21 protein-coding genes, 3 tRNA genes and 2 pseudogenes are annotated in these 23,960 nt (G+C 53.2%); 11 read left to right on the forward strand and 15 right to left on the reverse strand.

Going from position 1 to position 23,960, the window contains the following annotated elements:
- The first annotated feature begins 32 nt into the window (after positions 1-32).
- From P3339_RS05040 to P3339_RS05065, 6 genes are all read left to right on the forward strand, one after another.
- A complete protein-coding gene (locus tag P3339_RS05040) occupies positions 33-1,214 on the forward strand; it encodes an MFS transporter (protein ID WP_020412541.1) in 1,182 nt (393 codons plus the stop codon).
- A gap of 50 nt (positions 1,215-1,264) precedes the next feature.
- Positions 1,265-1,981, forward strand: coding sequence for an alpha/beta fold hydrolase (locus P3339_RS05045; protein ID WP_282952613.1), 717 nt, complete (start codon positions 1,265-1,267; stop codon positions 1,979-1,981).
- A 230-nt stretch (positions 1,982-2,211) separates the two neighbouring features.
- Positions 2,212-2,622, forward strand: coding sequence for a hypothetical protein (locus P3339_RS05050; RefSeq protein WP_282952614.1), 411 nt, complete (start codon positions 2,212-2,214; stop codon positions 2,620-2,622).
- A complete protein-coding gene (locus P3339_RS05055) occupies positions 2,619-3,587 on the forward strand; it encodes a S41 family peptidase (RefSeq protein ID WP_282952615.1) in 969 nt (322 codons plus the stop codon). Before P3339_RS05050 ends, P3339_RS05055 begins: the two co-directional genes overlap by 4 nt.
- Before the next feature lie 418 nt (positions 3,588-4,005).
- Positions 4,006-4,713, forward strand: coding sequence for a SapC family protein (locus P3339_RS05060; protein WP_020412544.1), 708 nt, complete (start codon positions 4,006-4,008; stop codon positions 4,711-4,713).
- A gap of 152 nt (positions 4,714-4,865) precedes the next feature.
- Positions 4,866-5,939: a sulfite exporter TauE/SafE family protein gene (locus tag P3339_RS05065; protein ID WP_282952616.1), complete on the forward strand. Its 1,074-nt coding sequence runs from the start codon at positions 4,866-4,868 to the stop codon at positions 5,937-5,939.
- Positions 5,940-6,045: 106 nt separating this feature from the next.
- On the opposite strand, the gene P3339_RS05070 is transcribed toward P3339_RS05065, so the two are convergent.
- The 12 genes from P3339_RS05070 to P3339_RS05125 all read right to left on the reverse strand — a co-directional run bounded on the left by P3339_RS05070 (position 6,046) and on the right by P3339_RS05125 (position 14,833).
- Positions 6,046-6,120: transfer RNA gene (locus tag P3339_RS05070), tRNA-Gln, on the reverse strand.
- A gap of 39 nt (positions 6,121-6,159) precedes the next feature.
- A tRNA-Met gene (locus P3339_RS05075) sits at positions 6,160-6,236 on the reverse strand.
- A 92-nt stretch (positions 6,237-6,328) separates the two neighbouring features.
- Entirely contained in the window at positions 6,329-6,880 is a 552-nt protein-coding gene (locus P3339_RS05080) for a DMT family transporter (RefSeq protein WP_282952617.1), read from the reverse strand.
- 5 nt (positions 6,881-6,885) lie between these two features.
- Entirely contained in the window at positions 6,886-7,281 is a 396-nt protein-coding gene (locus tag P3339_RS05085) for an EamA family transporter (RefSeq protein WP_282952618.1), read from the reverse strand.
- A 60-nt stretch (positions 7,282-7,341) separates the two neighbouring features.
- On the reverse strand, positions 7,342-8,433 hold the full coding sequence (ychF, locus tag P3339_RS05090; RefSeq protein WP_020412547.1) for a redox-regulated ATPase YchF: 1,092 nt from the start codon (positions 8,431-8,433) through the stop codon (positions 7,342-7,344).
- A 205-nt stretch (positions 8,434-8,638) separates the two neighbouring features.
- Positions 8,639-9,235 (reverse strand): aminoacyl-tRNA hydrolase, encoded by a 597-nt coding sequence (gene pth / locus P3339_RS05095; RefSeq protein WP_282952619.1) that lies wholly within the window; start codon positions 9,233-9,235, stop codon positions 8,639-8,641.
- A 5-nt stretch (positions 9,236-9,240) separates the two neighbouring features.
- Positions 9,241-9,867, reverse strand: a complete 627-nt coding sequence (locus tag P3339_RS05100) for a 50S ribosomal protein L25/general stress protein Ctc (RefSeq protein ID WP_020412549.1) — start codon at positions 9,865-9,867, stop codon at positions 9,241-9,243.
- A gap of 201 nt (positions 9,868-10,068) precedes the next feature.
- Positions 10,069-10,998, reverse strand: a complete 930-nt coding sequence (locus P3339_RS05105) for a ribose-phosphate pyrophosphokinase (protein WP_040628500.1) — start codon at positions 10,996-10,998, stop codon at positions 10,069-10,071.
- Positions 10,999-11,359: 361 nt separating this feature from the next.
- Positions 11,360-11,434 (reverse strand) — tRNA-Gln (locus P3339_RS05110).
- Between the two features lie 10 nt (positions 11,435-11,444).
- Entirely contained in the window at positions 11,445-12,347 is a 903-nt protein-coding gene (gene ispE, locus P3339_RS05115; protein ID WP_282952620.1) for a 4-(cytidine 5'-diphospho)-2-C-methyl-D-erythritol kinase, read from the reverse strand.
- 64 nt (positions 12,348-12,411) lie between these two features.
- Complete coding sequence (lolB, locus tag P3339_RS05120; protein WP_282952621.1) at positions 12,412-13,053, reverse strand: lipoprotein insertase outer membrane protein LolB; 642 nt, start codon at positions 13,051-13,053, stop codon at positions 12,412-12,414.
- Complete coding sequence (locus tag P3339_RS05125) at positions 13,037-14,833, reverse strand: tetratricopeptide repeat protein (RefSeq protein WP_282952622.1); 1,797 nt, start codon at positions 14,831-14,833, stop codon at positions 13,037-13,039. The genes lolB and P3339_RS05125 overlap by 17 nt, the downstream gene beginning before the upstream one ends.
- A gap of 236 nt (positions 14,834-15,069) precedes the next feature.
- Between P3339_RS05125 and hemA the strand changes: the two genes are divergently transcribed.
- The 4 genes and pseudogenes from hemA (at position 15,070) to P3339_RS05145 (ending at position 19,245) form a co-directional block, all read left to right on the forward strand.
- Positions 15,070-16,347 carry a glutamyl-tRNA reductase gene (gene hemA, locus P3339_RS05130; RefSeq protein ID WP_020412554.1) on the forward strand — a complete coding sequence of 426 codons (1,278 nt, stop codon included), beginning with the start codon at positions 15,070-15,072 and terminating at the stop codon, positions 16,345-16,347.
- Positions 16,344-17,426: a peptide chain release factor 1 gene (gene prfA / locus P3339_RS05135; protein ID WP_282952623.1), complete on the forward strand. Its 1,083-nt coding sequence runs from the start codon at positions 16,344-16,346 to the stop codon at positions 17,424-17,426. Before hemA ends, prfA begins: the two co-directional genes overlap by 4 nt.
- A 38-nt stretch (positions 17,427-17,464) precedes the next feature.
- Positions 17,465-18,292, forward strand: a complete 828-nt coding sequence (gene prmC / locus P3339_RS05140; RefSeq protein WP_282952624.1) for a peptide chain release factor N(5)-glutamine methyltransferase — start codon at positions 17,465-17,467, stop codon at positions 18,290-18,292.
- A 51-nt stretch (positions 18,293-18,343) separates the two neighbouring features.
- A pseudogene (locus tag P3339_RS05145) lies at positions 18,344-19,245 on the forward strand (cation diffusion facilitator family transporter).
- On the opposite strand, the pseudogene P3339_RS23335 reads toward P3339_RS05145, so the two are convergent.
- From P3339_RS23335 to P3339_RS05165, 3 genes and pseudogenes are all read right to left on the reverse strand, one after another.
- A pseudogene (locus P3339_RS23335) lies at positions 19,242-20,734 on the reverse strand (succinylglutamate desuccinylase/aspartoacylase family protein). The pseudogenes P3339_RS05145 and P3339_RS23335 sit on opposite strands and share 4 nt — an antisense overlap.
- A gap of 131 nt (positions 20,735-20,865) precedes the next feature.
- Positions 20,866-22,284 carry an MATE family efflux transporter gene (locus P3339_RS05160; protein ID WP_282952627.1) on the reverse strand — a complete coding sequence of 473 codons (1,419 nt, stop codon included), beginning with the start codon at positions 22,282-22,284 and terminating at the stop codon, positions 20,866-20,868.
- Between the two features lie 155 nt (positions 22,285-22,439).
- On the reverse strand, positions 22,440-23,153 hold the full coding sequence (locus tag P3339_RS05165; RefSeq protein WP_282952628.1) for an alpha/beta fold hydrolase: 714 nt from the start codon (positions 23,151-23,153) through the stop codon (positions 22,440-22,442).
- Positions 23,154-23,275: 122 nt separating this feature from the next.
- On the opposite strand from P3339_RS05165, the gene P3339_RS05170 reads away from it, so the two are divergent.
- Positions 23,276-23,905 carry an HvfX family Cu-binding RiPP maturation protein gene (locus P3339_RS05170; protein WP_020412561.1) on the forward strand — a complete coding sequence of 210 codons (630 nt, stop codon included), beginning with the start codon at positions 23,276-23,278 and terminating at the stop codon, positions 23,903-23,905.
- Positions 23,906-23,960 lie beyond the last annotated feature (55 nt).

Raw genomic sequence — 23,960 nt, forward strand, 5'->3', positions numbered from 1 at the left:
TATATTGCTGCCCTTATTGTAGGAGTCCCGCCATGTTACAACGCCTCCGTCGACCGGAAATTCTGCTGTTAGTCCTTGCAGCCTCAATGCCACTGTCTTTTTCTGTCTGGAATACTCTCCTTAATAACTTTGTGATAGCCAAGGCTTCATTTACCGGAGCTGATATTGGCCTGTTACAGAGTGTCAGGGAAATACCCGGGTTCCTGGCGTTTACAGTGATATTTGTATTGCTACTTATCCGGGAGCAGCGCTTAGCACTTCTCTCACTTGTAGCGACCGGGATTGGCGTGATGCTGACCGGTTTTTTTCCATCTCTCACAGGTTTATTACTCACGACATTATTGATGTCGATCGGCTTTCATTTCTATGAAACCCTGCAAACCTCTCTGGCTTTGCAGTGGTTTCCAAAGAAGACTTCGGCAATCTGGATGGGGCGTATGGCCGCTGCAGGTTCATTTGCAGCGCTTCTAGCCTATGGTCTGGTTTGGTGTCTGATGGACTTTGCCGGTTTAGACTACTCGTGGGTTTATATGATCGGCGGTGGCGTCACTGTTCTTATTGCTTTGGCTGCCTGGGTACTTTTCCCGCAGTTTCCTCAACCCCATAGTCAGCGCAAGCAATTAGTGCTACGTAAGCGCTACTGGCTTTATTATGCGTTAACGATGATGAGCGGCGCGCGACGACAAATCTTTATTGTCTTTGCCGGTTTTCTAATGGTGGAAAAATTTGGTTATAGTGTTGGCGAAATTGCTGCGCTCTATACAGTAAACCACCTGCTCAATTTATATATCGCGCCAAAAATCGGTCAGTTTATCGTAAGGTTTGGAGAGCGCCGTATCCTTACTTTGGAATATATCGGTTTGATACTGGTTTTTGCCGGTTATGCTTTAGTGGAGAGTGCGATAGTAGCTGCGGCGCTCTATATTATTGATCATCTGTTCTTCTCTATGGCCATTGCAATCAAAACTTACTTCCAAAAGATTGTGGATGAGCGTGATATCGCCGCATCTGCGGGTGTTAGTTTCACTATTAATCACGTTGCAGCGGTTATTATTCCGGTTCTATTCGGCCTGCTCTGGCTGACCTCTCCTGCTATGGTGTTCTTTGCCGGATCTTTGATGGCTCTGGTCTCTCTTGGTTTGGCCCAACTAGTGCCGGAGCAACCTGGACCAGGCAATGAAGCGCGCTTGGGGCAGGGGGTGGCTGCAACTTAGCAGCTCCCTACTAATTCTAGGTCGGGAATTTTAATAAATAGGAATTCTATATGCGTGTAGCTCTCTTAATAATGATATTTACTCTGCCGCTAAGTACATTTGTAAATTCAGAGACAATCTCTGTTGGTGAATATCATATTGAATATGAGATCAAAGGCTCTGGTGAGGCCACCTTGTTTCTCGAAGCCGGGGGTTCGGCCGGGATGCAGGATTGGGATTCCATCTATGATGACTTGGCGAAGCATGCACGAGTAATACGTTATTCTCGTGTGGGCAACGGAAAATCAACGGCCATTAAGAAGCATTTTAGCTCTGAGGATTATGCTCAAGGGGCCAGGGCTTTATTGGCGGCTTTGGGGGTTAAAGAGAAAGTTACTTATATTGCGCACTCCTATGGTGCTCATGTAGCCCGAACTTTTGCCGCACGGTATCCTGAAAGAATGGCAGCGTTGATGCTGATAGAGCCTTCTTCCGAGCATGATGTGGATATTATGCGATCGCTGAATTTGGAGTTGGCCGAAGAGCAAATTGCTCAGGTAAAACTGGATGATATGAAGAACGGCATGTCGAATCAGTACCTGGACTTTTGGTCTAAACGCCCTTTACCTGATTATCCACAAATCCCCGATATACCCGTCACAGTAATTGCCTCCATTAAAAAGTATGATAACCCTCCTCTTCTTTTCTTTACTGATGAGGCCCGGGATAGGTGGGGGAGTTACATTCAAATTGGGCCAAAGCGTTTCCACGGGGTAAAGCTGTTTTGACTGAGAAGAGCTATCACTATCCTCAAAATGATGAGCCCGAAATGGTGGTGAAAGAAGTACTAGCGCTGATTTCCAGAGGTTATAAATAACAGATAAGGATAAATAGGAGGCAAATAAGATCATTTCATACCACTGGTTTCGACAAATTGTTGCCTTGTTAAGTTAGTCTACATTTACCAACTTTTCTAAATGTATAAAATGGGAACCCTAATAAATTTAGGGTTTTTATTGTGCTTAAAAAGATTGCTCTGGCCTTTTCAATTGCTGTTACCACCACCAGCTCTGTATACGCAGATAACGTTAATGAGGTAACAGAAAATTTATCCGATGCAGAAAAACTGTATGGTTTATCTCTCTACTGGAAAGAGGTTAGCTATAACTTCGCTTTCTTCGATCAGGTTCCTGAACTGGACTTTGATGCAAGGTATCAGGAATTTATTCCGCGGGTTTTGGCTACAGAAAACACTTATGAGTATTATCGTGAGCTAAAGCGGCTTAATGCACTCCTGCAAGATGGCCATACCAATATTTATTACCCTAAAGGTATGTCAGCCAAGTACCTGGATTGGCCTGCTGTTCGCTTGGCCGAAGCTGGCCATCAAGCAATAGTTACGGGGGTCGAGAAGGGGTGGAGTCCGTGATTCCACTTGGCTCTGTTGTCGTTTCGGTAAATGGGCAGGATCTTCAAACCTATTTAAAGGAGCAGGTAATGCCTTATATTGCCAGCTCGACCCAGCATATTCTCTGGAGTACTGCGGTTCGGGATGCCTTGGATGGTAAACCGGATACCACGGCAGAATTCACTATTGAGACTCCAGACGGCAAAGTGAAAGAGGTTCAGGTTAAACGGGATGCGCGTGGGAGGAAGATTGATTACATCTCTATTACACAACCTCAGTCGAATGGCGAGCCATTTGAGCTTAAGTGGCTTGATGATGATATAGCCTATGTAGCTTTAAATACTTTTGAGAAACAGGAGGTTGTTGATCAGTTTAAATCTCACCACGATGAGATTGTTAAGTCCAAAGGGTTGATTATTGATCTGCGCTTTAATAATGGAGGTAACTCTGCTTATGCCGGAGAGATAATCTCTTACTTGGCTGATCGTATTTTACAGGGTTCTGTTTGGAAAACTCCCAAACATATTGCGGCTTATAAAGCTTGGGGATCATTTGCCAATCAGTTCGAGCAATTAGAGAAGTATCGCCCCTATGCAGAAGGCACTATATGGGAGTTTGGTGAAGACTCCGGGGATATAGTTGAGCCCAAATTGGATAGTAACCACATAGTGCCAACCTATGTGTTGATCGGCCGAAATACCGTTTCAGCAGCTGAGGACTTCCTGGTATATGCAGATTCTCTCGAACATTTTACTACTGTGGGTGAGCCAACTTATGGCAGCACGGGGCAACCTATGTTCGTGGACCTCCCAGGAGGTGGTACTTTCAGGGTGTGTACCAAGCGGGATACCTTCCCCGATGGCAGGGAGTTTGTTGGCTATGGTATTAAGCCGGATATCCTGGTTGAGAGTACGCTGGATACGGTGCGCTCTGATAAGGACGAAGTGCTCGAGAGAGCGCTGAACGAGCTTAGGGTTAAGCTTTAATTCCTCCCTGATATGAGCTGGCTCGCGATTATCGATTCCGTTCGACGGTCAGGTTCCTCCCATGTATTTAAGGGAGCCCCTTGCTGTTGTGGATACTGTGCGTCATAGATTTTGAAGGTGCCTGCAACAGGGGCTTTTATCAGAAGGTGCCATTATTGGCTATTTCCCGTTTCTATGGGGGTCTGAAGCCACTATTGGCACTGCTGTCTTGAAAACAGTCTCTATAATCGATTAGTTTTTGCTTTAAGGCATTTACAACAGGCTTTGTTTGCCTGTTGGCTCGCTTACCTGTTTAATGCTGGCTTTGGTTTCCGGCGACGGCGGGAAAGCGTTTGTCATCGTTAGTGCGCCGATAAAGTGGTACGTTAGGGTATCTCTGAAAATTAAGTAACTATAAAAGTAGCTAGGAGTTGTACTTATGGCACAGATTAAAGCTTTGGATAAAAAGGCACATGCCAACCTGAAACTCACCCAAGACATTACTTTTGACCATGTCAGCGGCAACCACATTCTGCCTTTGGTAGTTCAAGAGATTGTTCAGGCGGCCCAGAGCTACCCGATCCTGTTTGTGAAAGATCAGAATACTGAGCAGTTTAAAGTGGTTGCCTTAACTGGTCTGCGTCCGGGGGAGAACCTGTTCTCCGGCTCTGAAGGTTGGAATGGCAGCTATGTTCCTTTGCAAGTTCGCACCTACCCGTTCGTGCTGGTGAAAAATCCGGAAAATGCCGATCAGGCGGTTCTCTGTATCGATGAAGATTCCAATATGCTGAGTGAGTCTGAAGGTGAGCCGTTGTTTGATGGTGAAGGTGAGCAGACTGACTACCTGAAAAACCGTGCCCAGGCAGTGATTGAAACTGCCCAGCGTGTAGCGGTTACCGAGTCGTTTATTGAGTTCCTGGTGTCTAAAGACCTGTTGACCCAGAAAAAACTGACTTTGCGTGTGAGCGAAGATGATAAGCCTTACGATCTGACTGGTTTCTTCGTGGTTGATGAGGAGAAGCTGAACAATCTGTCTGATGAGGACTTCCTTGAGTTGCGTAAGCGCGGTGCTTTGCCGGCTATCTACGCTTCTATGATGTCCTCCATGCAGGTTCAAAGCCTGATTCGCCGGAAGCGTCTGAACTGATCCTGTTCCGCCCGGCAGCTGTGGTTGTCGGGCGGCCTATAGTCGTCAGATTTTCGGGATGTAGTTATCAGCATTCTGTATCCCGCCTTGATCCCTTCCCCTTGTCGTACCACTATTAGCGCCCTCTGACGTTTTAGCTCGCGAATAATAAGATGAAATACCTAGCGCGGCTTTCCCTCCGCTACTGGTTTGCCTGGTTGGCGGTTTTCTACGGGGTGTGGCTGTTTCTGATTGTCCAAGGGGACAATCTGACATTGGCCCTGGAAAACTGGTCTATGGCATTGGCCATGGCGATTGGCAGTTATGCGGCTGGCTCTACGCCGATGGGTGGCGGTACCGTGGGGTTTCCTGTCTTGGTGCTGCTGTTTGATATGCCGGCCAGCCACGGTCGTGATTTCAGCTTTGCTGTGCAATCCATTGGTATGGTCAGTGCGAGCCTCTTCATTCTTTGCCGGCAGCAGCAATTGGCATGGTCCATGTTGCGCGGAGCCCTATTGGGGGCACTCCTGACAACACCCGCAGGAATTCTGCTGTTTGCACCACTGATTCCCGAGCTGTGGGTAAAACTGTCTTTCGCCGTGCTTTGGGGCAGTTTCGGAATATTTCACTTGTACCGACTTAGCGAGATCACCGACTGTGAGCATGCGGGCGACCCTCAGTGCCCAACAGATTTTCGGGTGGGCTTGTTATTGGGGGCCTTTGCAGGTTTCAGTGTTGTGGCAGTCACTGGTGTGGGTGTGGATATGTTGGTCTATGCAGCTCTGGTGCTGTTGAGTCGCGTAGACCTCAAGGTGGCTATCCCTACTTCGGTAGTGATTATGGCGTTTTGCTCTGTGCTCGGGGTACTGGTGAAGTCTTTGGTCGGAGACTGGCAGCCGGGTGTATTTGGCAATTGGCTGGCAGCGGCGCCGGTGGTGGCTCTGGGCGCCCCCCTGGGTGTCTTTGTGGTTGGCCTGATTGGGCGCAAGCCCACGCTTCTGATTGTGGCCTTCCTGTGTGTGGTACAGCTTGGGTGGACCTGTATGTCTGAGGAAGAGGCTATGCGCGGTTATGGTGGTTGGCTGGTGCTGTTGGCATTACTGATCTGCCTGGCGGGTTTTGAGTGTTTGCGGGCTCTGGGGTTGCGCCGGGAACAGAACAGGCAGTTATCGGCTGGCTGTCAGGATCTGGTGGGTGAGGGTGGTTCAGTGGATACCGACCCGGTGCTTGTACAGGGTCTTAAGTAGTTACTGTTCTAGCTAGATAGAGGCGAATGGAGCTGTACTCTGAAATCAGCACGCTAGTTTTTGGGTTACTGCCCTGGACTGGGCCTGAAGAATAAATTTTGGAAGATGGCTGGGGCGGAAGGATTCGAACCTTCGCATGACGGGATCAAAACCCGCTGCCTTACCGCTTGGCTACGCCCCAGTTTCAAGACCCACAAAGAATAGTCTCTGTGGTTTGAAATGGTAGCAAGGGGGAGACTCGAACTCCCGACCTCAGCATTATGAGTGCTGCGCTCTAACCGGCTGAGCTACCTTGCCATTTCTTTTGTTGCCTCGGCCTTACCGAGGGCGCGCATTATTAATCGATGGGCTGGGTGTGTCAACACCTTTTTTGTATTCTTTTCAGTTAGTTAGCGATTTTTTTTATCTGAACCCAGGGGCTTGCTGGGGTGGCGCCCGGAACTGATAGCGGCAAATGCCGAACCCGCTACTACGGCAACGGCGCCAGCCCAGCTGATCCAGTTCAGAGGCTCAACAGCAATATAGTCCGGCCAGATACTACTGATCAGCGTACTGAGCAACAGGGTGATCACTGGCACTAATGACAAGGTAGCGCTGACACTGGATGCCTCCCAATTTGCCAGGGCTTTACTGAAGGCGCCGTATGCGATCAGGGTGTTTGCAGTAAGGAAGGCGAGCAGGGCCCACTCCAGCCAGCCGAGGTGGGAAACCTTCATTGGATCGGCCATTGGCAGGAAGCACAGGGTGCCTGCGATATAAATCACTACCAGTAGGTCCTGAGGTGTTGCCCTGCTCAAGATTTTCTTCTGGAAGAAACCGTACACAGCCCAGGTGACAGCGGCAATCAGGATATAACCAAGCCCCAGCAGATAGTCTCCACCCGCACCACTGGTGAGTTCTTCCAGGCGCTGGTTGAAAAACAGTAGCAGGCCGATCACCACCAGAGCTACACCACCCCATTGGCGAAGGGAAAACTTTCCCCCAGCCAGAGCACGCTGGAGATAAGCAGAAGCAGGGGCGCCAATTGGATAACCATCTGAGCGGCACCAGGGGTGATGTAATTCAGCCCGCTGGCATAGGCGAGATAGTTTACCAGGAGGCCGATTACAGCCAGCAGTGTGAATGGCAGGAGTATGCGGCTAAATAGTGGTCGCAAGTTTAGTGCGCGCGCCTGGCCGTAATAGAGCCCTGCGAGCAGAGCTGCACCGGCAAAGCGATACCAGGTGGCGGTACCAGGGCTGATATGCCCGAGGAGCCCTTTGAGGGCGATGGGCAGCGTCGCCCACATAAATATGGTGACCAGGGTCAGGGGCAGGCCCACTTTCCAGTTTGATTGCGCCATTGCTTCTACGCTGATGGGAAAAGCCTCCCCTCTGGGGGGAGGCGAAAAAGGGAGAGGGTATTAGACGTTAAAACGGAAGTGGATCACGTCACCATCGGCAACAATGTAATCTTTGCCTTCCAGTCTCCATTTGCCGGATTCCTTTGCGCCAGCCTCACCATTGTTGTTGATAAAATCGCTATAGCTGACCACTTCCGCGCGGATAAAGCCCTTTTCGAAGTCAGTATGGATCTTGCCCGCCGCATTCGGCGCGGTAGCTCCCAGCGGAATGGTCCAGGCGCGCACCTCTTTTACACCGGCGGTGAAGTAGGTATGCAGGCCCAGCAGTTGGTAGCCGGCGCGGATAACACGGTTCAGCCCGGGTTCTTCCATACCCAGTTCTTCCAGGAATTCCTGTCTCTCATCGTCATCCAGCTCGGCAATTTCCGCTTCAAGCTTGTTACAGATTGGCACCAGTACCGCATTCTCTTCGGCGGCGATGGCAGCAACGGCATCCAGGTGTGGATTATTCTCGAAGCCGTCTTCGTGCACGTTGGCGATATACATGGTTGGCTTAACGGTGAGCAAGCTCAGCTCGCGCAGGTCTGCCAGCTCATCCTCGGAAAGGCCGAAGGAGCGCAGTGGTTTGGCTTCATCCAGGTGCGGCTGGATTTTCTCCAGCAGCGCTTTCATCTTGATAGCGTGCTTGTCCTGGCCTTTAGCCGCGCGGGTAAAGCGCTGCAGAGCTTTTTCAACGGTATCCAGGTCGGCGAGGGCCAGTTCGGTGTTGATCACCTCGATGTCAGCAACAGGGTGCACCTGATTGGCCACGTGGATTACGTTGTCATCTTCAAAGCAGCGTACAACGTGGGCGATGGCATCGGTCTCGCGGATATTGGCGAGAAACTTATTGCCCAGGCCTTCGCCCTTGGAGGCGCCCGCAACCAGCCCGGCGATGTCCGTGAACTCCATCGTGGTCGGAATAACTTTCTGTGGCTTAACGATTTCCGCCAGCTTGTCGAGGCGGGTGTCTGGTACCGGCACTACGCCGGCATTGGGCTCGATGGTACAGAAAGGGAAGTTCTCTGCATCGATGCCCGCCTTGGTCAGTGCGTTAAATAAGGTGGATTTGCCCACGTTAGGCAGGCCGACTATACCGCAAGTAAAACCCATGGTGATATTTTTCCGTTTGCCTGAGGCGCGAAGCGCGCACTCTGCTAATTGCGTTTGAAGTCCGGTAGTGATTGCGCTGGCGGAAGTCTGGGCAGGCTGGGTAGCGCGGCCGCTGAATGATCCGGGCCAGTCGGGAAAATACCGGCAATTTGGCGCAGCACACTATCGAGATTTCCGGGGCAAAAGGCAAGCTACCCGGGGGGATCTATTTGGCGGTGTGCAGCGTTTTCATGGCTGAGCCCCAGTCGCCAGTGGCGGCGGTGGGCAGTACGTCGATCGAGCGATCGATGGCATCAGCCAGTGTTTCCTGTTCCGCTCTGGGAGCTCGCTGGAGTACAAACCGGGACACTTCGCTCGAACTGCCAGGGTGGCCGATGCCGAGTCGCAAGCGCATAAAGTTTCGGTTGTTGCCCAGTGCGGCAATGATATCCCTCAGGCCATTGTGTCCGCCGTGACCGCCGCCGGCTTTCAGGCGCGCGATACCGGGGGCGAGGTCCAGCTCATCGTGAGCCACCAGTATGGCTTCCGGGGGAATTTTGAAAAAGTTCGCCAATGGGCCGACAGACTGGCCGCTGCGATTCATATAGGTGGTGGGGATCAGCAACCGGATTTCCCGGCTGCCGATCCGCACACGGCCTGTGAGGCCGTGGTATTTGCTGTCCTGGCTGAGCTGGGTGCCATGTTGGCGGGCCAGCTCGACAACAAAATCAGCACCGGCGTTGTGCCGTGTCCGATCGTATTCCGGCCCGGGGTTTCCCAGGCCGACAATCAACTGGATCGGGGTATCCGGTGCCGCAGCCAAGGCGATTACTCTTCGCCTTCGCCAGCTTCGGCTTCAGCGTCAGCTTCAACGGCGCCGCGAGGCTTGTGGATAGACGCTACAACCAGGTTGTGGTCTTCGCCGTGGCTCAGGTCTGCAGATTCAACGCCTTCTGGCAGTTTCAGGTCGGAGATATGCAGGATGCCATCCAGCTCCAGGTCTGCCAGGTCCACCTCAATGAACTCAGGCAGCTTGCCAGCAGGAGCATTCACTTCCAGCTCGGTCAGGGTATGGGAAACGATACCGCCGGCTTTAACGCCTTTGCTGGTGTCTTCGTTAAGGAAGTGCAGAGGCACTTTAACGTGTACTTTGGTGCTGGCAGAAACGCGCTGGAAATCGATGTGCAGAAGCAGCTGCTTGGCGGGGTGGCGCTGCAGATCGCGCAGGATCACTTTCTCTTCTTTACCATCGATGTCCACGGTCAGCATGGAAGAGAAGAATGCTTCATTTTCCAGGGCCTTGAACAGGTCTTTTTGCAGCAGGGATACGGATTGCGGCTCAGCTTCACCACCGTAAACGATGCCGGGTACACGGCCTTCCAGGCGACGCAGGCGGCGGCTCGCACCTTTCCCTTCATCGCTGCGGGCAATGGCGTTCAGTTTGATATCAGACATGGGTTAAACCTCGGGTTGTCTGTCCAGAGAGACCTGCGACCGGACCGCTCTGGCGTTTGTGTAAATTGGGCTGTTGGGCCCAAAAGTAATCGCCCGGCGGTGCCGGGCGGGCGCGTATTCTACGGGAATCAGAGCCAAAGGCAAAGTGCCCCGCATAGCGGGACACTCTGTATTTATTTGGTATGCACTCCCATTCCGGCCTTAACGGAACATCGCGGAGAGGGATTCTTCATTGCTGATGCGACGCATGGATTCGGCCAGCATTGCGGACAGGGTCAGCTGGCGAATCTTCGGGGCCTTCTCCATCTTGTCCCCAAGGGGAATGGAGTCGGTCACTACCAGCTCGTCCAGTACGGAGTTGTTCAGGTTACTGATGGCGTTACCGGACAATACCGGGTGGGTACAGTAGGCAACTACCTTCTCTGCACCATGTTCTTTCAGGGCGTTGGCGGCATTGCACAGGGTGCCGGCGGTATCGACCATGTCATCTACCAGCAGGCAGGTGCGGCCGCTGACTTCACCGATGATGTTCATCACTTCTGCGACGTTAGCAGCCGGGCGACGTTTGTCGATGATAGCCAGCTCACAGTCGAGGCTCTTGGCCACTGCGCGAGCGCGCACAACACCGCCGATATCCGGGGATACTACTACCAGGTTCTGGTACTTCTGGCGCTCGATATCGTCGAGCAGTACAGAAGAGCCATATACGTTATCTACGGGCACATCGAAGAAGCCCTGGATCTGTTCAGCGTGCAGGTCGACAGTCAGTACGCGGTCGATGCCCACGCTTACCATCATATCGGCAACTACTTTTGCGGAAATAGGTACACGCTGGGATCTTACGCGGCGATCCTGGCGAGCATATCCGAAGTAAGGTACTACGGCTGTAACGCGGCCAGCAGAGGCGCGGCGCAGGGCATCTACCAGAAGGATCAGCTCCATCAGGTTGCGGTTGGTGGGTTGGCAGGTGGACTGCACAACGAAAACGTCGCGACCGCGTACGTTATCGGTAATTTCAACTGCAATCTCACCGTCGGAGAAGCGCTTAACCGCAGCTTCGCCCAGGGGGATCGCCATATGGTCGACAATTTTCTGTGCCAGTTCCGGGTTTGCGTTGCCGGTAAAGACCATTAAGTCAGCCACTGCGAGTTCCTTTGATTCTGTCTTGATGTGAATTGAAGTGTAGATGCCCGCATTTTCCGCTAGAAGTTGGGATGCGATAGCATCATTTTTATACTCGGGAATGCAGGGGGAGCGAAGCAAAGTTGGAGTAGATTGCTGGCTTGCCCTGGTCATCCAGGTGATTGCTCTTAGCTTTGGGGAGCCTCCAGGTTGTCGAAAGGTGTTTGCCAAAAAGCTTGCCTGTGACATCTCTGTAAAATTGGGGGAGGCTGCTCTCAGCCCTATGCGGATGGCCCGGGCCGGCTGGGTCAGTGTCGACTGAGACATGTCGGAACCGGTTTTTGCTTGCGCCACAGCATACAAAAGAAAATGGCTGGGGCGGAAGGATTCGAACCTTCGCATGACGGGATCAAAACCCGCTGCCTTACCGCTTGGCTACGCCCCAGTATTTTTCCTCAATCTCTTGAGGTTAATTTCGCGAGCTTCTGGTGTACAGGTGAAACCTGGATACCATTTGCTATAAAACCCTGCCATTTTCGCGGTAGCCTGGCAAGTGCCGATTTGGCTGCTTGCTCAGTTTGGAAGGCGGTGAAGACACAGCTTCCAGTGCCTGTGAGTTGAGCTGGTGCAAATTGCTCTAGCCACTCTCTGGCATCGCGAACTTCAGGGTAGAGACTCTCAACCAGTGCCTGGCAGTCATTACCGGAAAAAGCTTCCAGTTTTTCACTGCTGAGCGGCGTTTCTGTGAGCTGCCCCTCGCGAAGGGCCGCTAATGTAATTGCGACAGAATCTCTTGTCAAACGCGAATCGTGAAAAATTTTTGCAGTGCTCACTTCGCAACCAGGAGACACCACCAAGTAGTGGCGTTTTTCAGTGATAACAGGAGTTAATTTTTCCCCAACGCCTTCGGCCCAGGCAGTATGTCCGCGGACAAAAAGTGGAATGTCGGCACCGAGTTGGCGGCCCAACTCGGCCAGGGTATCTATAGGCAGGTTGCAGCGCCAAAGATGATTAAGGCCCAATAAAGTAGTGGCTGCGTCACTACTGCCCCCGCCGATACCCCCACCGTGCGGTAGTTTTTTAATCAGGCGAATATGTGCACCAGGCAATTTTTCACCGGCAAGCTTGGCTTCCTTTCGAAGAAGCAGGGCAGCCCGGTAAACCAGGTTGTCCCGCTCGGCTACATCCAGTTCACCGGCATCTACGCTGATGACATCATCAGCGCGTGCAGAAAACTCCAGTTCGTCACCGTAGTCGAGTAATTGGAAAAGGGTTTGCAACTCGTGATAGCCGTCGGCACGTCGGCCAAGAATACGCAGGGTCAGGTTCAGTTTTGCGGGGGCGGGTAACTTCAGCATGCGTGGTGGTTGGGTCGGTTAGCTTTGTTTGGCCCATGATACCCGCATGCTGAGGTTTCGGCATTTAAAAACCCCAGTCCTTGATAACCAGGGTTACATTCACGGGTCCGGCAGCGGCGTTGGTTTGTGCCTTGATGCGGGTGGGCAGGGTGAAAGGCCCATTTTGACGATAGTCGCTAAAGCTGAGGGTCCAGCCAGATTGCTGCAGGCTTTGCAACAGTCCCTGATCATTGTGTCTTTCTGCACCCCTGGGCCCGGGAGCAGGCAGACCTCGTACCCAGTAAAACATTTCACTGGCGGGCAGTGGCCAACCCAGGGTTTGCTCAGTGAGTTGGGCTGCGTTGCGCGCGACAACCGGGGCCTCATCACCGCGCACCAAGCTGACGCCGCCTGCGGAGCCGGAAATGACTGTAGTGCCGGCACCAAGCGGGCCACTCAGGTGAATACGAAAGTTTTGCGCACCGCTTTGCTGCCATGTCAGGTTGGCGCTGCCATTATCGGCCGGCGAGCGCACCCCGAGCTTGCCCTTAATCGTCCACTGCTTAAGCTGTGCCACCGATGTGGGTGTTGCAGTTTCTTGTGGGGTATCGGCTGCCGGTTGTTCCTTGGCTTTTTGCCCTGCACAGGCTGACACCAATAGAGCGAGGGTGGCCACCAGTAAAAAATAGAACTTTCGTGTAACGGTGGTTTCAGTTGTCAGATGCATGCTGTTCCAGTGTTTCTTTAATTTGTAAACGCTTCATTGCGGCCGGAATAATTTTGCTCTGGGGGTTGAGCTTCATTCCATCCCTCCAGATTTTTAAAGCTCCTTCACGATCGCCCTGTACCCAGAGCACTTCTCCCAGGTGCGCAGCAATCTCGTGATCGGGTAGTTTGTCCATAGCCTGACGTAAATACTTTTCCGCAGCAGAAAAATTACCGAGACGGTACTGGACCCAACCCATGCTGTCGATAATGGCTGGATCTTCGGGCTCCAGTTTCAGCGCTTTACTGATCAGCTCAAAAGCCTCCTGGAGGCGGGCATCATCATCAATCAGTTTGTAGCCCAGGGCATTGAGTACAGTGGCATTTTCCGGGTCGCGCTCCAGCAAGTTGCGCAGGTCATGCTCGAAGGCAGTGGCATTGCCAAGTTGGTCGTTGAGAAGTGCACGCGTGTACATCAAACGACCACTGCCACTCATTACTTTTAGTCCCTGCTCAACCCGCTCCAGGGCTTTTAGTGGTTCATCATTTTTTCGCAACAATTCGACCTCCATCAGGAAAAAATGTTCTTCCTGTCGAGGGTGTTGTTGGCGAAGTTTGGTAAACCACTTTTCATTTTCATCATGCTTGCCACTGGTTGCGAGCAGCTTTGTGCCTTTGGTAATGGCTTCCACATAATCGTTGCCGGGCTCCACTTGGCGGAAGTGTTTCACGGCAGTGGCAATCTCTCCTCGCTTTTCGGCCAGGCCGCCAAGATAAAAATGTGCTGCTGATTCGTGTTGTTCCAGCTCCAGAAGTTTATCGAGCAGTGGTTTGGCCAAATCCAGCTGATTGGTTTCGTATTGAATCAGGGCCAGTGACAAGATTAGGTTGCCGTCTTCAGGTCGTTGTTTGACCAGCTCGGCGAATTGCTGGCGCGCCAGTGCAAGGTCTTCGCGTATTAGCAGGCGCGCATATTGGAGGCGCAGGCGAGTCTCATTGGGGTGCACGCTGACCAGTTTTTCCAAGAGCTCAATGGCTTCACGCCGCTTGCCCAGGTCCACCAGCAGATGGCTCTGTAACAGTGGAGCATCCAGTTGGTCTGGATGACTCTCCTGGATACGGCGTACTACTACTAGTGCCTGGTTGTATTGCTCGGTAGCGCGTAGCACCATTGCATGGGCCAGTGCCACTTCGTCGTTGTTTGGGTGCGCCCGCGCCAGCCTGGCAAATTCTGCGCGTATCTGATCGTCGAGCTTTTCACGGCCAATGGCTGTGGCGGCGAGGGATTGCAGCGGTGCTTTGCCTCCCAATTTTAGAGCCTGCTCCGCGTGGACCATGGCCTCTGAGAGTTCTCCTGCAAGAGTTAGCTCAGCAGTGAGCGCCAATTGGGCATCGGCATTGTCTGGTTCCAGCTCAACCCAAAGCTGTGCTGAGCGCAGGGCAGCCTGACGGGCATTCAGGAAACGGGCGATACGTGTGGCTCGTTCGGCGACGCCGGCGTCCTTGGTAACTTCTGCCTGGTGGTAGTAGTTGGCCAGTGCTACATCATACTGTTCACGAATACCGGCAACTTCAGCCACCAGAAGTGTGTAGAAGGTATCGATAGGAAAAGCGCGGGGTTCGCTCTCTGGGGAGGCGTCGGCGCCATCCTCTTTTAGGTTCTGAGCCACTGGTGGTGATTTGGCATCAGTAGCTGCCTCTCGGGGCTGAACCTGGGCACAGGCTGCCAGCAGCAGGCAGATGGTCAGAAGCAGGGTGGCCGAGGCATTATGATTTGAATCGGGCTGTCGGGGTGGGAGCATAGATCGTGTCCATACGTTGCTGCGGCGCGTAAGCTGTATACGAGTGGCGTGTTTTAAACGATTATCGCCATATAATTCTAGTCGCGAATCCGCTTCTGGACGCTGGGTCCCGGTCCGCTAAGTCAAATCAGCGCGCAATTAAACCGTCTCCCGACCTTGCAAGCAAAGCGGCGGCCCGTGAAAATGCGCCCCCTATACGGATGATGTACTCCTAGATTTATAGCCGACGGAACTCTATGCCAATTCTTACCCTGGGGATCAACCACGATAGTGCACCGATAGAGGTGCGCGAACGGGTCGCCTTTGCGCCCGAGGTGATGCCCGGTGCCCTGGGGGATGCGCGCAAAGCGCTCGACTGCCGGGAGCTTGCGATTCTATCCACTTGCAACCGCACCGAAATCTACGGGAACCTGGAGGCGGAGCCTCTGTTGCGGTGGTTGGCAGAATACCACCAGATACCGCTCGAACAACTGCGGGGCTGCAGCTATGCCCACACTGGGGAAGCGGCGGTTCGCCACATGATGAGTGTTGCCTGCGGCCTTGACTCACTAGTTCTGGGCGAACCGCAAATCCTTGGCCAGATCAAGTCTGCTTATGCTGTGGCGAGGGAGTCTGGCAGTGTGGGTAGTGAGCTGCACCGGGTATTTCAGCGCGTGTTCACTGTGGCAAAGAAAGTTCGTACCGAAACGGCTATCGGCGAAAACCCGGTGTCTGTGGCCTATGCTGCCGTTTCTCTCGCTTCACGCATTTTTACCGATCTGAAAAAGCAAACCGCACTTTTGATTGGTGCGGGCGAGACAGTAGAGCTGGTTGCGCGTCATTTACTGGATCAGGGCATCAAACAACTCATTGTGGCCAACCGTACCCTCAGTCGTGCGCAGTTGCTGGCAGAGAATTTTGGTGCTGAAGCGATTCTGCTTGCCGATATTCCCGAACATCTTGCCCGCGCGGATATTGTAATTAGCTCTACTGCCAGCCAACTGCCAATTTTGGGTAAGGGAGCAGTGGAGTCGGCTTTGCGCAAGCGTCGTCACAGCCCGATGTTTATGGTGGATATAGCGGTACCGCGGGATATAGAGCCCCAGGTTGGTGAACTCGATGATGTATACCTCTACACCGTAGATGACTTGCGCGGAGTGATTGATGAGGGCATGCGCTCTCGAGAGAGGGCGGCAGAGGCGGCGAGAGAAATTATTGAAGTCGCCGCGGCAGAATTCTCTAAAGAGAGTCGGGCGCTTGGTGCAGTGGATACCATCCGCAGCTATCGACAGCGTGCACAGCAAATCAGCGGTACTGAATTAGAAAGGGTACTCTTGCAACTGGATAAGGGTGAGGATCCTCGCCGCCTGATGGAGCAGTTGGCCCGCTCACTGACGAATAAATTAATCCATGCGCCTACGATCAGCCTCAAAAAAGCGACAGCTGAAGGCGACCTGGAGCGGCTGCGCATTGCCCGCGAAGTGGTTGGGTTGGATGACCTTGCCGATATCGAATCAGAGAAAAAACACAGATGAAAGAATCGCTACTGAATAAACTGGAAAACTTGCAGGAACGTCACGAGGAAGTGTCGGCGCTGCTAGGTGATGCCAGTGTGATTTCCGACCAGGATCAGTTCCGCGAGTTATCGCGGGAATACTCCGAGCTGGAAGAAGTGGTCAAATGTTATGGCCGCTATAAACAGCTTAAAGAAGATATGGCAGCTGCGCAGGAGATGCTCGATGAGAGCGATCAGGAAATGCGTGAAATGGCCCAGGAGGAGCTGCGCGAGGCCGAGGGCCAGGTGGAACCCCTGGAGCGTGAGTTGCAGACTTTGCTGCTACCCCGCGACCCCAATGATCGCAAAAATGTCTTTTTGGAAATTCGTGCAGGCACTGGTGGCGACGAGGCGGCAATTTTCTCTGGTGATCTATTTCGCATGTATTCGCGCTACGCGGAGAAGCAGGGCTGGCGTATTGAGATCGTCAGTGAGAATGCCGGCGAGCATGGAGGCTACAAGGAGATTATCACTAGAGTGGCCGGTGAAGACGTGTATGCCAAACTGAAATTTGAGTCCGGTGCTCACCGTGTGCAGCGAGTTCCGGAAACGGAATCCCAGGGGCGTATTCACACCTCCGCCTGCACAGTGGCGGTGATGCCTGAGCCCGATGAGCGCGATGCTATTGAAATAAACAAGGCCGACCTGCGTGTGGATACCTATCGCGCCTCGGGTGCCGGTGGCCAGCATGTAAACAAAACTGACTCCGCTGTGCGCCTGACCCATTTGCCCACCGGAATTGTGGTTGAGTGCCAGGACGAACGCTCTCAGCATAAAAACAAAGCCAAGGCGATGGCGCTTTTACAGGCCAAGCTTTCCAGTGAACAAGAGGCCGCTGCGGCACAGGAAATTTCTGATGCGCGCAGGAGTCTGGTTGGCAGCGGAGATCGCTCCGAACGCATCCGTACTTACAATTATCCCCAGGGGCGGGTGACTGACCACCGTATTGGCCTGACCTTATACAAACTCGATGAGGTGATGCAGGGTGCTCTGGAGGAGGTGATTGGCCCGCTACGCACTGAGCACCAGGCGGACCAGCTGGCAGCTATGGGGCAGTAGTTGAAGTTCAGTGTGACGTTACTGGGTAGAGTTTTCCTATGAGCAGTGTGAAGGGCAATCTCGCCCGTAGTGTTGAACTCACTAATAGCGAGTCGGCTCGTCTCGATATCGAAGTGCTGCTTGCACATATTCTCGGCCGTGAGCGCATCTGGCTCTATACATGGCCAGAATATGAACTCACTACTGCCGAGCAGTATGAGTTTGACGTATTGCTTGTGCGGCGTAAAAACGGCGAGCCGGTTGCACATCTAACCGGTGAGCGGGAGTTCTGGTCGCTCACTTTAAAAGTCGATGCCTCTACCTTGATTCCCCGCCCTGATACCGAGCTGCTGGTGGAAACAGCCCTGGCACTTTGCCCTCAGAGCACACTGCGAGCGCTCGACCTGGGTACCGGTACTGGAGCTATTGCACTGGCGTTAGCTTCTGAAAAACCTGGCTGGCAAATTGTGGCTGCGGAGAAATCTGCAGCGGCGCTGGCACTGGCTGAGAGTAATCGTAAACGGCTTGGCTTCGGCAATGTGCAGGTTTTGGAGAGTCATTGGTTTGCACAATTGCCACCGCAGCACTTTTCATTAATCGTCAGCAATCCCCCATATATTGATGCCGCCGACCCCCATTTAGTAGAAGGGGATGTACGCTTTGAGCCGCGCTCGGCCCTGGTGGCAAAACGGGAGGGGCTGGCAGATATAGAGCTGATTGCAGAGCAAGCCGGGGATTTTCTGGATGAAGATGGCTGGTTGTTGGTAGAGCATGGTTGGCAGCAAGCGGAATCCGTTCGGAAGATTTTTATTGCAGCGGGGTATAGGGATGTTGAAAGTCGCAGGGATTATTCCGGCTGGGAGAGAATAACGTTGGGTCGGAAGTAGCTGTGGCCCGGCACTAAAAAATAGTCTGGAGGACTGATAGGGAGGGAGTCTATGCACGATCACGTCCACCACCGCAACGGCAATGGTGCATTGCGCCCACTCGTTATTGCCTTGCTTCTCACACTGAGCTTTTCAATTGTTGAGGCCATCGGAGGATGGCTGTCGGGTTCCCTTGCTCTGCTCGGGGATGCCGCCCACATGCTCACAGATACATTTGCCCTGGCGCTTGGAGCTATTGCCGCGGTGCTGGCGAAGAAGCCTGCGGACCGTGAGTTGTCTTTTGGCTGGGGGCGTGCAGAAGTACTGGCGGCAGTGACCAATGGTCTGATTATGCTGCTGATTGTCGTGGGAATTTCCTTTATGGCCATCAACCGCCTGCGTAACCCGCAGCCGGTACACGGTAGCACCGTGATGCTGATAGCTACAGCAGGCCTATTGATCAATATCCTGGCGGCCTGGGTATTGTTACGGGGGAGCGCACGCTCAATATTCGCGGCGCACTGCTACATGTGATGGGAGATATGCTGGGCTCAATAGCAGCTTTAGCTTCGGGGGCAGTGATTTATTTCACTGGCTGGGTGCCGATTGACCCTTTGTTGTCGCTGCTGATCTGCTTCCTGATTCTGATTTCATGTGTGCGCCTGCTGCGCGATGCTGTAGATGTTTTGATGGAAAGGGTGCCGCGTGAACTGAGCCTGCCAATAGTGGGGGAGACCCTCGTGCAGGTTACCGGAGTGCGTTCAGTACACGACTTGCATATCTGGCGGCTGGACTCTAGTACCATCTCTCTTTCGGCGCATATTGTGGTGGATGATCTGCAGGCTTGGCCGGCGGTGTTGGAGCGCTTGCGGGAGACCCTGATCAAGCGCTTTGGTATTGATCATATTACCCTGCAGCCGGAGCCTATAGCGCAGGAAAGTATCACTATTATCGATAATGTCAGCGGCGCTTAGTCCTCTTCGCCCCGCAACTTCGCTGGGTTTTCAGTAGAGGGGGCAGCTGCTGAAGCTTTGCTGGCTTTGTTGTGGGTGTTTTCCTTGGCAGGCCCTTCCGCGACAACTTCCTGAGGCTGGCTGATCTGCTCCTGAGGGGCCTGGATGCCGATATGGTAGGCGGCGAATCCGGGCTGCACTACCTGGTCCAGAGCCATACCAAGTACTCTTCCGTCGTGCTCTGAACGTATCTCGGTACGCACATTGGTAATGGGGTTGGTGACTGTACCTAGCAGGTCTCCTTTGCGTACGAACTCACCCAGCTGAACTTCACTGAAAATAATGCCGCCATTGGAGGACCGCTGCCAGGTGGAGTTGTAATACACGGGCTCAGGATCCCCCCACAGGCGGAACTTACTTACCATTCCCAGCTGGTTAAGCAGGGTGCGAATACCTTTCACACTGTGGCTGACAGAGCGTTCATCCAGGACCATGGGTGCGCCGGCTTCCAGGGTCACTGTGGGGATGCCCGCCTCCACGGCTGCTCGGCGCAGTGTGCCCTTGGCCCCGGCACTGTGCAGTACCACGGTAGAGCCAAAGCCCTTGGTCATTTTTACAATTTTTGGATTGGTCAGGTCGCCGCGTAACTGGGGCAGGTTGGTGCGGTAAAAGGAACCTGTGTGCAGATCAACCACTGCATTACAGTGGGTGATCACTTCGTGAAAAAAGAATTTGCAATGCGAGAAGCGGAGGAGCCATTGGGATCACCGGGAAAATGCCTGTTGAGGTCGCGGCGATCCGTGAGATAGCGGGAGCTGCGGTGGAAACCCTGTAAATTGACAATAGGTACCCCAATAACCGCACCGTTTAGCTGCTCAGCATCCAGGTCATACATAACCCTGCGCACTGTTTCGACACCATTTAGTTCATCTCCGTGAACCGCAGCGGTAAGGCAGAGTACCGGTCCGGGCTTTGCTCCATTGACCACGAGTACAGCAGTAGGGCTGTAAACCCCCTCAAAATGCTGGCTGGGTGACCAAGCCAGGCGAGTGGAGGTGGCTGGAGGTACCTCGGCGCCGAGCAGGCGAAGGGGTTTGGCCTTTTCTACCTCTATGGAAATATTTCCCTGGGAGCTTGGGGTTGCCTTGGATACTGGCTGAGCAGAGGGGTTGGTTTCCGGCTCTTTCTTGGTGGTGGGGGTAACTTCGAGCTCGCCGATTGGTTGATCCAGCTGCAGATTCTCTGCCTGTGGCAGAGGTTGCTGCTCCGCGCTTTTCTCATTCCCTGTAGTTGCCGGTACAGTTTCTGTACTGTTGTCGTCATCACTGGCTCCTGTCGGTGGGCCTAGCTCTGAGATAACTGGCTGATCCAGCTGTAAGTTTTCCGCTTTGGGCACGGCCTGCTCCTGTCCCTTATCACCCTCACTCAGGGCTGTGGCCTGGGTCGAGGTAAAAAATAGGGCGAGGCTAAGCAGGCGGTGCGGCCTGGTCAGGGAGAGGCGCAAAATCATTCGGTACTCCGGTCAACTTCGTATGGCGGGCTGTGCTGATTATTGGCTGGTGTTCAGCACGCTTGGGGACTTGGAGCGCCAGTATAGTCAAAGCGTTCCCTGAGAATGTGATACATCGCCAACTACAGGGGCTATCTAGCGCGTGCTATCGCTACACGGCTGGTATGCCTAAATCGTAGTATCAGTAAAACTGAAGCGGTTCCGAGGCCAATACACACACCGGTCCAGTAGCCGTAAACACCCCAGAAATTTTCTCCCAGCCAGTAGGCGCTGGGGAGGCCAACCAACCAGTAGGAGAAAAGTTGGACATACATGGGAACCCTGGTGTCTTTGTAACCCCGAAGTGCTCCCCAAGTCATAGCTTGGGCGACATCCACCAACTGGAAAGCGGCGCAGAGCAACAGCAGGTTTGTGGCTACAGCGATAATTTCCGCATTATCTGTGTAGGCTTGTACAAACAGGCTGCGCAGAGTAATTAACAGCAAACCGGTCCCCAAGGCATAGATTACACCGGTACCGATGCCCACTTTGCCAGTAAACATCGCCCGCTTTGGGCGGTCCTGGCCGAGAAGATGCGCTGTTCGAATGCTAAGTGCTTGCGCTAGTGCCAGTGCCACCAGGTAAAAAATCGAGCCGACATTCATGCTGATCTGGTGGGCAGCTACGATGGCTGCACCATAGGGGGCCAGTAAAACTGTCAAGCTTGCGAAGAATGTTACCTCGCCAGCAGCGCCCACGCACACAGGCAGGCCTACCGCGAGCAAATGACGCAGGGTTGGCCAATGGGGTTTATCAGGTATTAACCTGAGCTTTAAGGAGTGATAAACCGGATCATTACCTGCATGCCAGAACAGTGCCAGGGCAATAAGACAGCTGACTGCAGCGGTGGCCCAACCACAACCAGCGCCGCCCATGGCGGGAATGGGGCCAGCACCAAACACAAAGAGGATATCCAGCGGAATATTAAGCAGGGCGGCAGCTAAATAGATGCGCATGACCGGGCGCACCTGCCCCATACCCTCGCAGTAACCGCGCAGTGCGGTGCCCAGGGCAAATGGTAGCGTGCCGGCGGTGAGAGCCAGAATATAGCCCTCTAAAACCTGGCGAACTGGTTCTTCCGTATCAATCCACTGGCTCCATATGGGGACCGCAAGCAGCGCGAGAAGTACGAGTATCCCGCCAATAAGGGCAATCCACAGGGCTTGGTGCAGTTGCTTGGCACAGCCTTCTTCATCTCTTCCGCCGCGTAGGTGGGCAACTGCTGGGGATACTGCGGCAAGAAGACCGATCAGGGTTACAGCGCATACTGCCCAGATGCTGGAGCCGAGCGCCAAGCCCGCCAGGTTCACCTCACCAGCGCGGCCGGCAACAATAGTATCCACAACCCCCATACTCACTACCGCCAGGTTACTGACCACTAGTGGTCCCCCCAGCGTAGTCAGGTGGGATAATTCGGTGGAGATGGCGCGTCGATAAAGCTTAAACAATGGGTGAACCAGATTTCTTGGAATAGTGCCTGTGGATAACTGTGAGATACCAGCCAATTCCACCAGAAGACTGTGGCAATACAGTTTTTATCGAATTGACCGGCTTTGCCAAATGGCCTTAAAGGCTAGGTGGGGGGCTGAAAGGGAAGTACAGCACAGGTAACCCGTCGCCAAAAAGGTCGCTTATTCTACGGTGAAATCTGTTCTTCGCCCAGCGGTTAGGAGGGGATTTCCTGCAATAGTTTGGCGACTGTTTGCGCCGCATTGATGATACAGCCATGGCTCTTGGCAATTTCAAGGTAATGCCACCCGGGGATTTTGCGTGCCTGTTCGCCACTGATGTTGGCAGGGGGGTAATAAGGCTTGGTGCAACGAATATATGTACAAGGCGGCCCTTGTGCTGGGGCTTGGCTCAGTTGGATTGGGTCCAGGTAGGTTTTTACTGGGTGTGGTGTCATATGCCTACGCAGCCAGTTTAGCTCCTGTGACTTCTTAATCCCCATCAACCTCGGGTCCATCGGCATAAAGCAGCGAGTACCTTGAGTCTCTTTTGCCGCGGCTAACCGCCGGGAGCGTATTTTTTCTGGCAGCTGTTCAGCAAAAGCGTGGCCGGGTAGTGGAATAGCGCCATCCAGGTAGACCAGGCGGCGAATACGTTGCGGCATGGCATCTGCGGCACCAGTAGCGGCCATGCCGCCAAAGCTGTGGCCTACCAGGATAACCTGTTCCAGCTCCTCGAATTCAATCACATTTACCAGGTCCTGGATAAACGTATCCATCCCTATGGATGGGGATAGCAAATGGTGTCTTTCGCCTAAACCTGTCTGCGTGGGGGTGAAAACCCGGTGCCCGGCGGTTATCAGGTGCTGTACTACGCGGGCCCAGCACCAGCCCCCGAGGAACATACCGTGGACAAGTACATAGGTGTTCACCCAACTGTCCTCATATTGCCATTGAAGGAACAAGCATAGTTGGCTGTGGCAGGGACTCTCTTGTAAGAGATGCCGTATTCGCTCGACTAAAGTGAACAAATACAGCAAAGAGAGTGATGATAATGAGTGGTGCGATGAATACCCTGAGCAACTGGTACGGTTGCTTTTTGCATTTCGTGCACAAGATTGACTGGCTTGGGCCTCTAGCGTTACGAATCTACTTGGCACCCATATTTATTTTGGCCGGGCTCAACAAAATGGGCAGTATTGATGAGGTGGCTGCGTGGTTTGGCAATCCTGACTGGGGTCTGGGCCTGCCGGCGCCAATGTTTATGGCTTGGGCAGCGGCGCTGATTGAATTCTTTGGTGGTATTGCCATTCTGTTTGGCTTTGCTACCCGCGTGGTGGCGATTCCACTGATGTTTGTAATGGCAGTGGCTGCGATCACCGCGCACTGGGAGAATGGTTGGTCGGCCCTGCCGGATAAGACGTTAGTGGCTCCTTGGGAATGGCGTGAGGATTTGATTGATGAGGCCATTACCCGTAAGGAAAGGGCGGTTGAGCTGTTGAAGGAGCATGGTAATTATCAATGGTTATCCGAGGCGGGCAGTATCACTGTCCTGAAGAACGGTATTGAATTCTCCGCAACCTATTTCATTATGTTGTTGGCGCTGCTCTGCAGCGGGGCCGGGCGCTTTGCCAGCCTTGATTATTGGCTGTGCCGCCATTTTAGCAGGCGGGAATCCGTCTAGAGTGATGGTATACTCGCCGATTATTTGAACATTTGAGCGAGTATTTCACTTGATA

This window comes from Microbulbifer sp. MLAF003, assembly GCF_030012965.1.
Lineage (GTDB): Bacteria > Pseudomonadota > Gammaproteobacteria > Pseudomonadales > Cellvibrionaceae > Microbulbifer > Microbulbifer variabilis.

Bases quoted from the DNA above. Each gene is read 5' to 3' on its own strand.
- P3339_RS05060 (WP_020412544.1), top strand. From the start codon at position 4,006: ATGGCACAGATTAAAGCTTTGGATAAAAAGGCACATGCCAACCTGAAA.
- lolB (WP_282952621.1), bottom strand. From the start codon at position 13,053: ATGCATCTGACAACTGAAACCACCGTTACACGAAAGTTCTATTTTTTA.
- P3339_RS05170 (WP_020412561.1), top strand. From the start codon at position 23,276: ATGAGTGGTGCGATGAATACCCTGAGCAACTGGTACGGTTGCTTTTTG.
- P3339_RS05065 (WP_282952616.1), top strand. From the start codon at position 4,866: ATGAAATACCTAGCGCGGCTTTCCCTCCGCTACTGGTTTGCCTGGTTG.
- P3339_RS05085 (WP_282952618.1), bottom strand. From the start codon at position 7,281: ATGGCGCAATCAAACTGGAAAGTGGGCCTGCCCCTGACCCTGGTCACC.
- prfA (WP_282952623.1), top strand. From the start codon at position 16,344: ATGAAAGAATCGCTACTGAATAAACTGGAAAACTTGCAGGAACGTCAC.
- P3339_RS05040 (WP_020412541.1), top strand. From the start codon at position 33: ATGTTACAACGCCTCCGTCGACCGGAAATTCTGCTGTTAGTCCTTGCA.
- prmC (WP_282952624.1), top strand. From the start codon at position 17,465: ATGAGCAGTGTGAAGGGCAATCTCGCCCGTAGTGTTGAACTCACTAAT.
- hemA (WP_020412554.1), top strand. From the start codon at position 15,070: ATGCCAATTCTTACCCTGGGGATCAACCACGATAGTGCACCGATAGAG.
- ychF (WP_020412547.1), bottom strand. From the start codon at position 8,433: ATGGGTTTTACTTGCGGTATAGTCGGCCTGCCTAACGTGGGCAAATCC.
- P3339_RS05105 (WP_040628500.1), bottom strand. From the start codon at position 10,998: ATGGTCTTTACCGGCAACGCAAACCCGGAACTGGCACAGAAAATTGTC.
- P3339_RS05045 (WP_282952613.1), top strand. From the start codon at position 1,265: ATGCGTGTAGCTCTCTTAATAATGATATTTACTCTGCCGCTAAGTACA.
- P3339_RS05125 (WP_282952622.1), bottom strand. From the start codon at position 14,833: ATGCTCCCACCCCGACAGCCCGATTCAAATCATAATGCCTCGGCCACC.
- P3339_RS05100 (WP_020412549.1), bottom strand. From the start codon at position 9,867: ATGTCTGATATCAAACTGAACGCCATTGCCCGCAGCGATGAAGGGAAA.
- ispE (WP_282952620.1), bottom strand. From the start codon at position 12,347: ATGCTGAAGTTACCCGCCCCCGCAAAACTGAACCTGACCCTGCGTATT.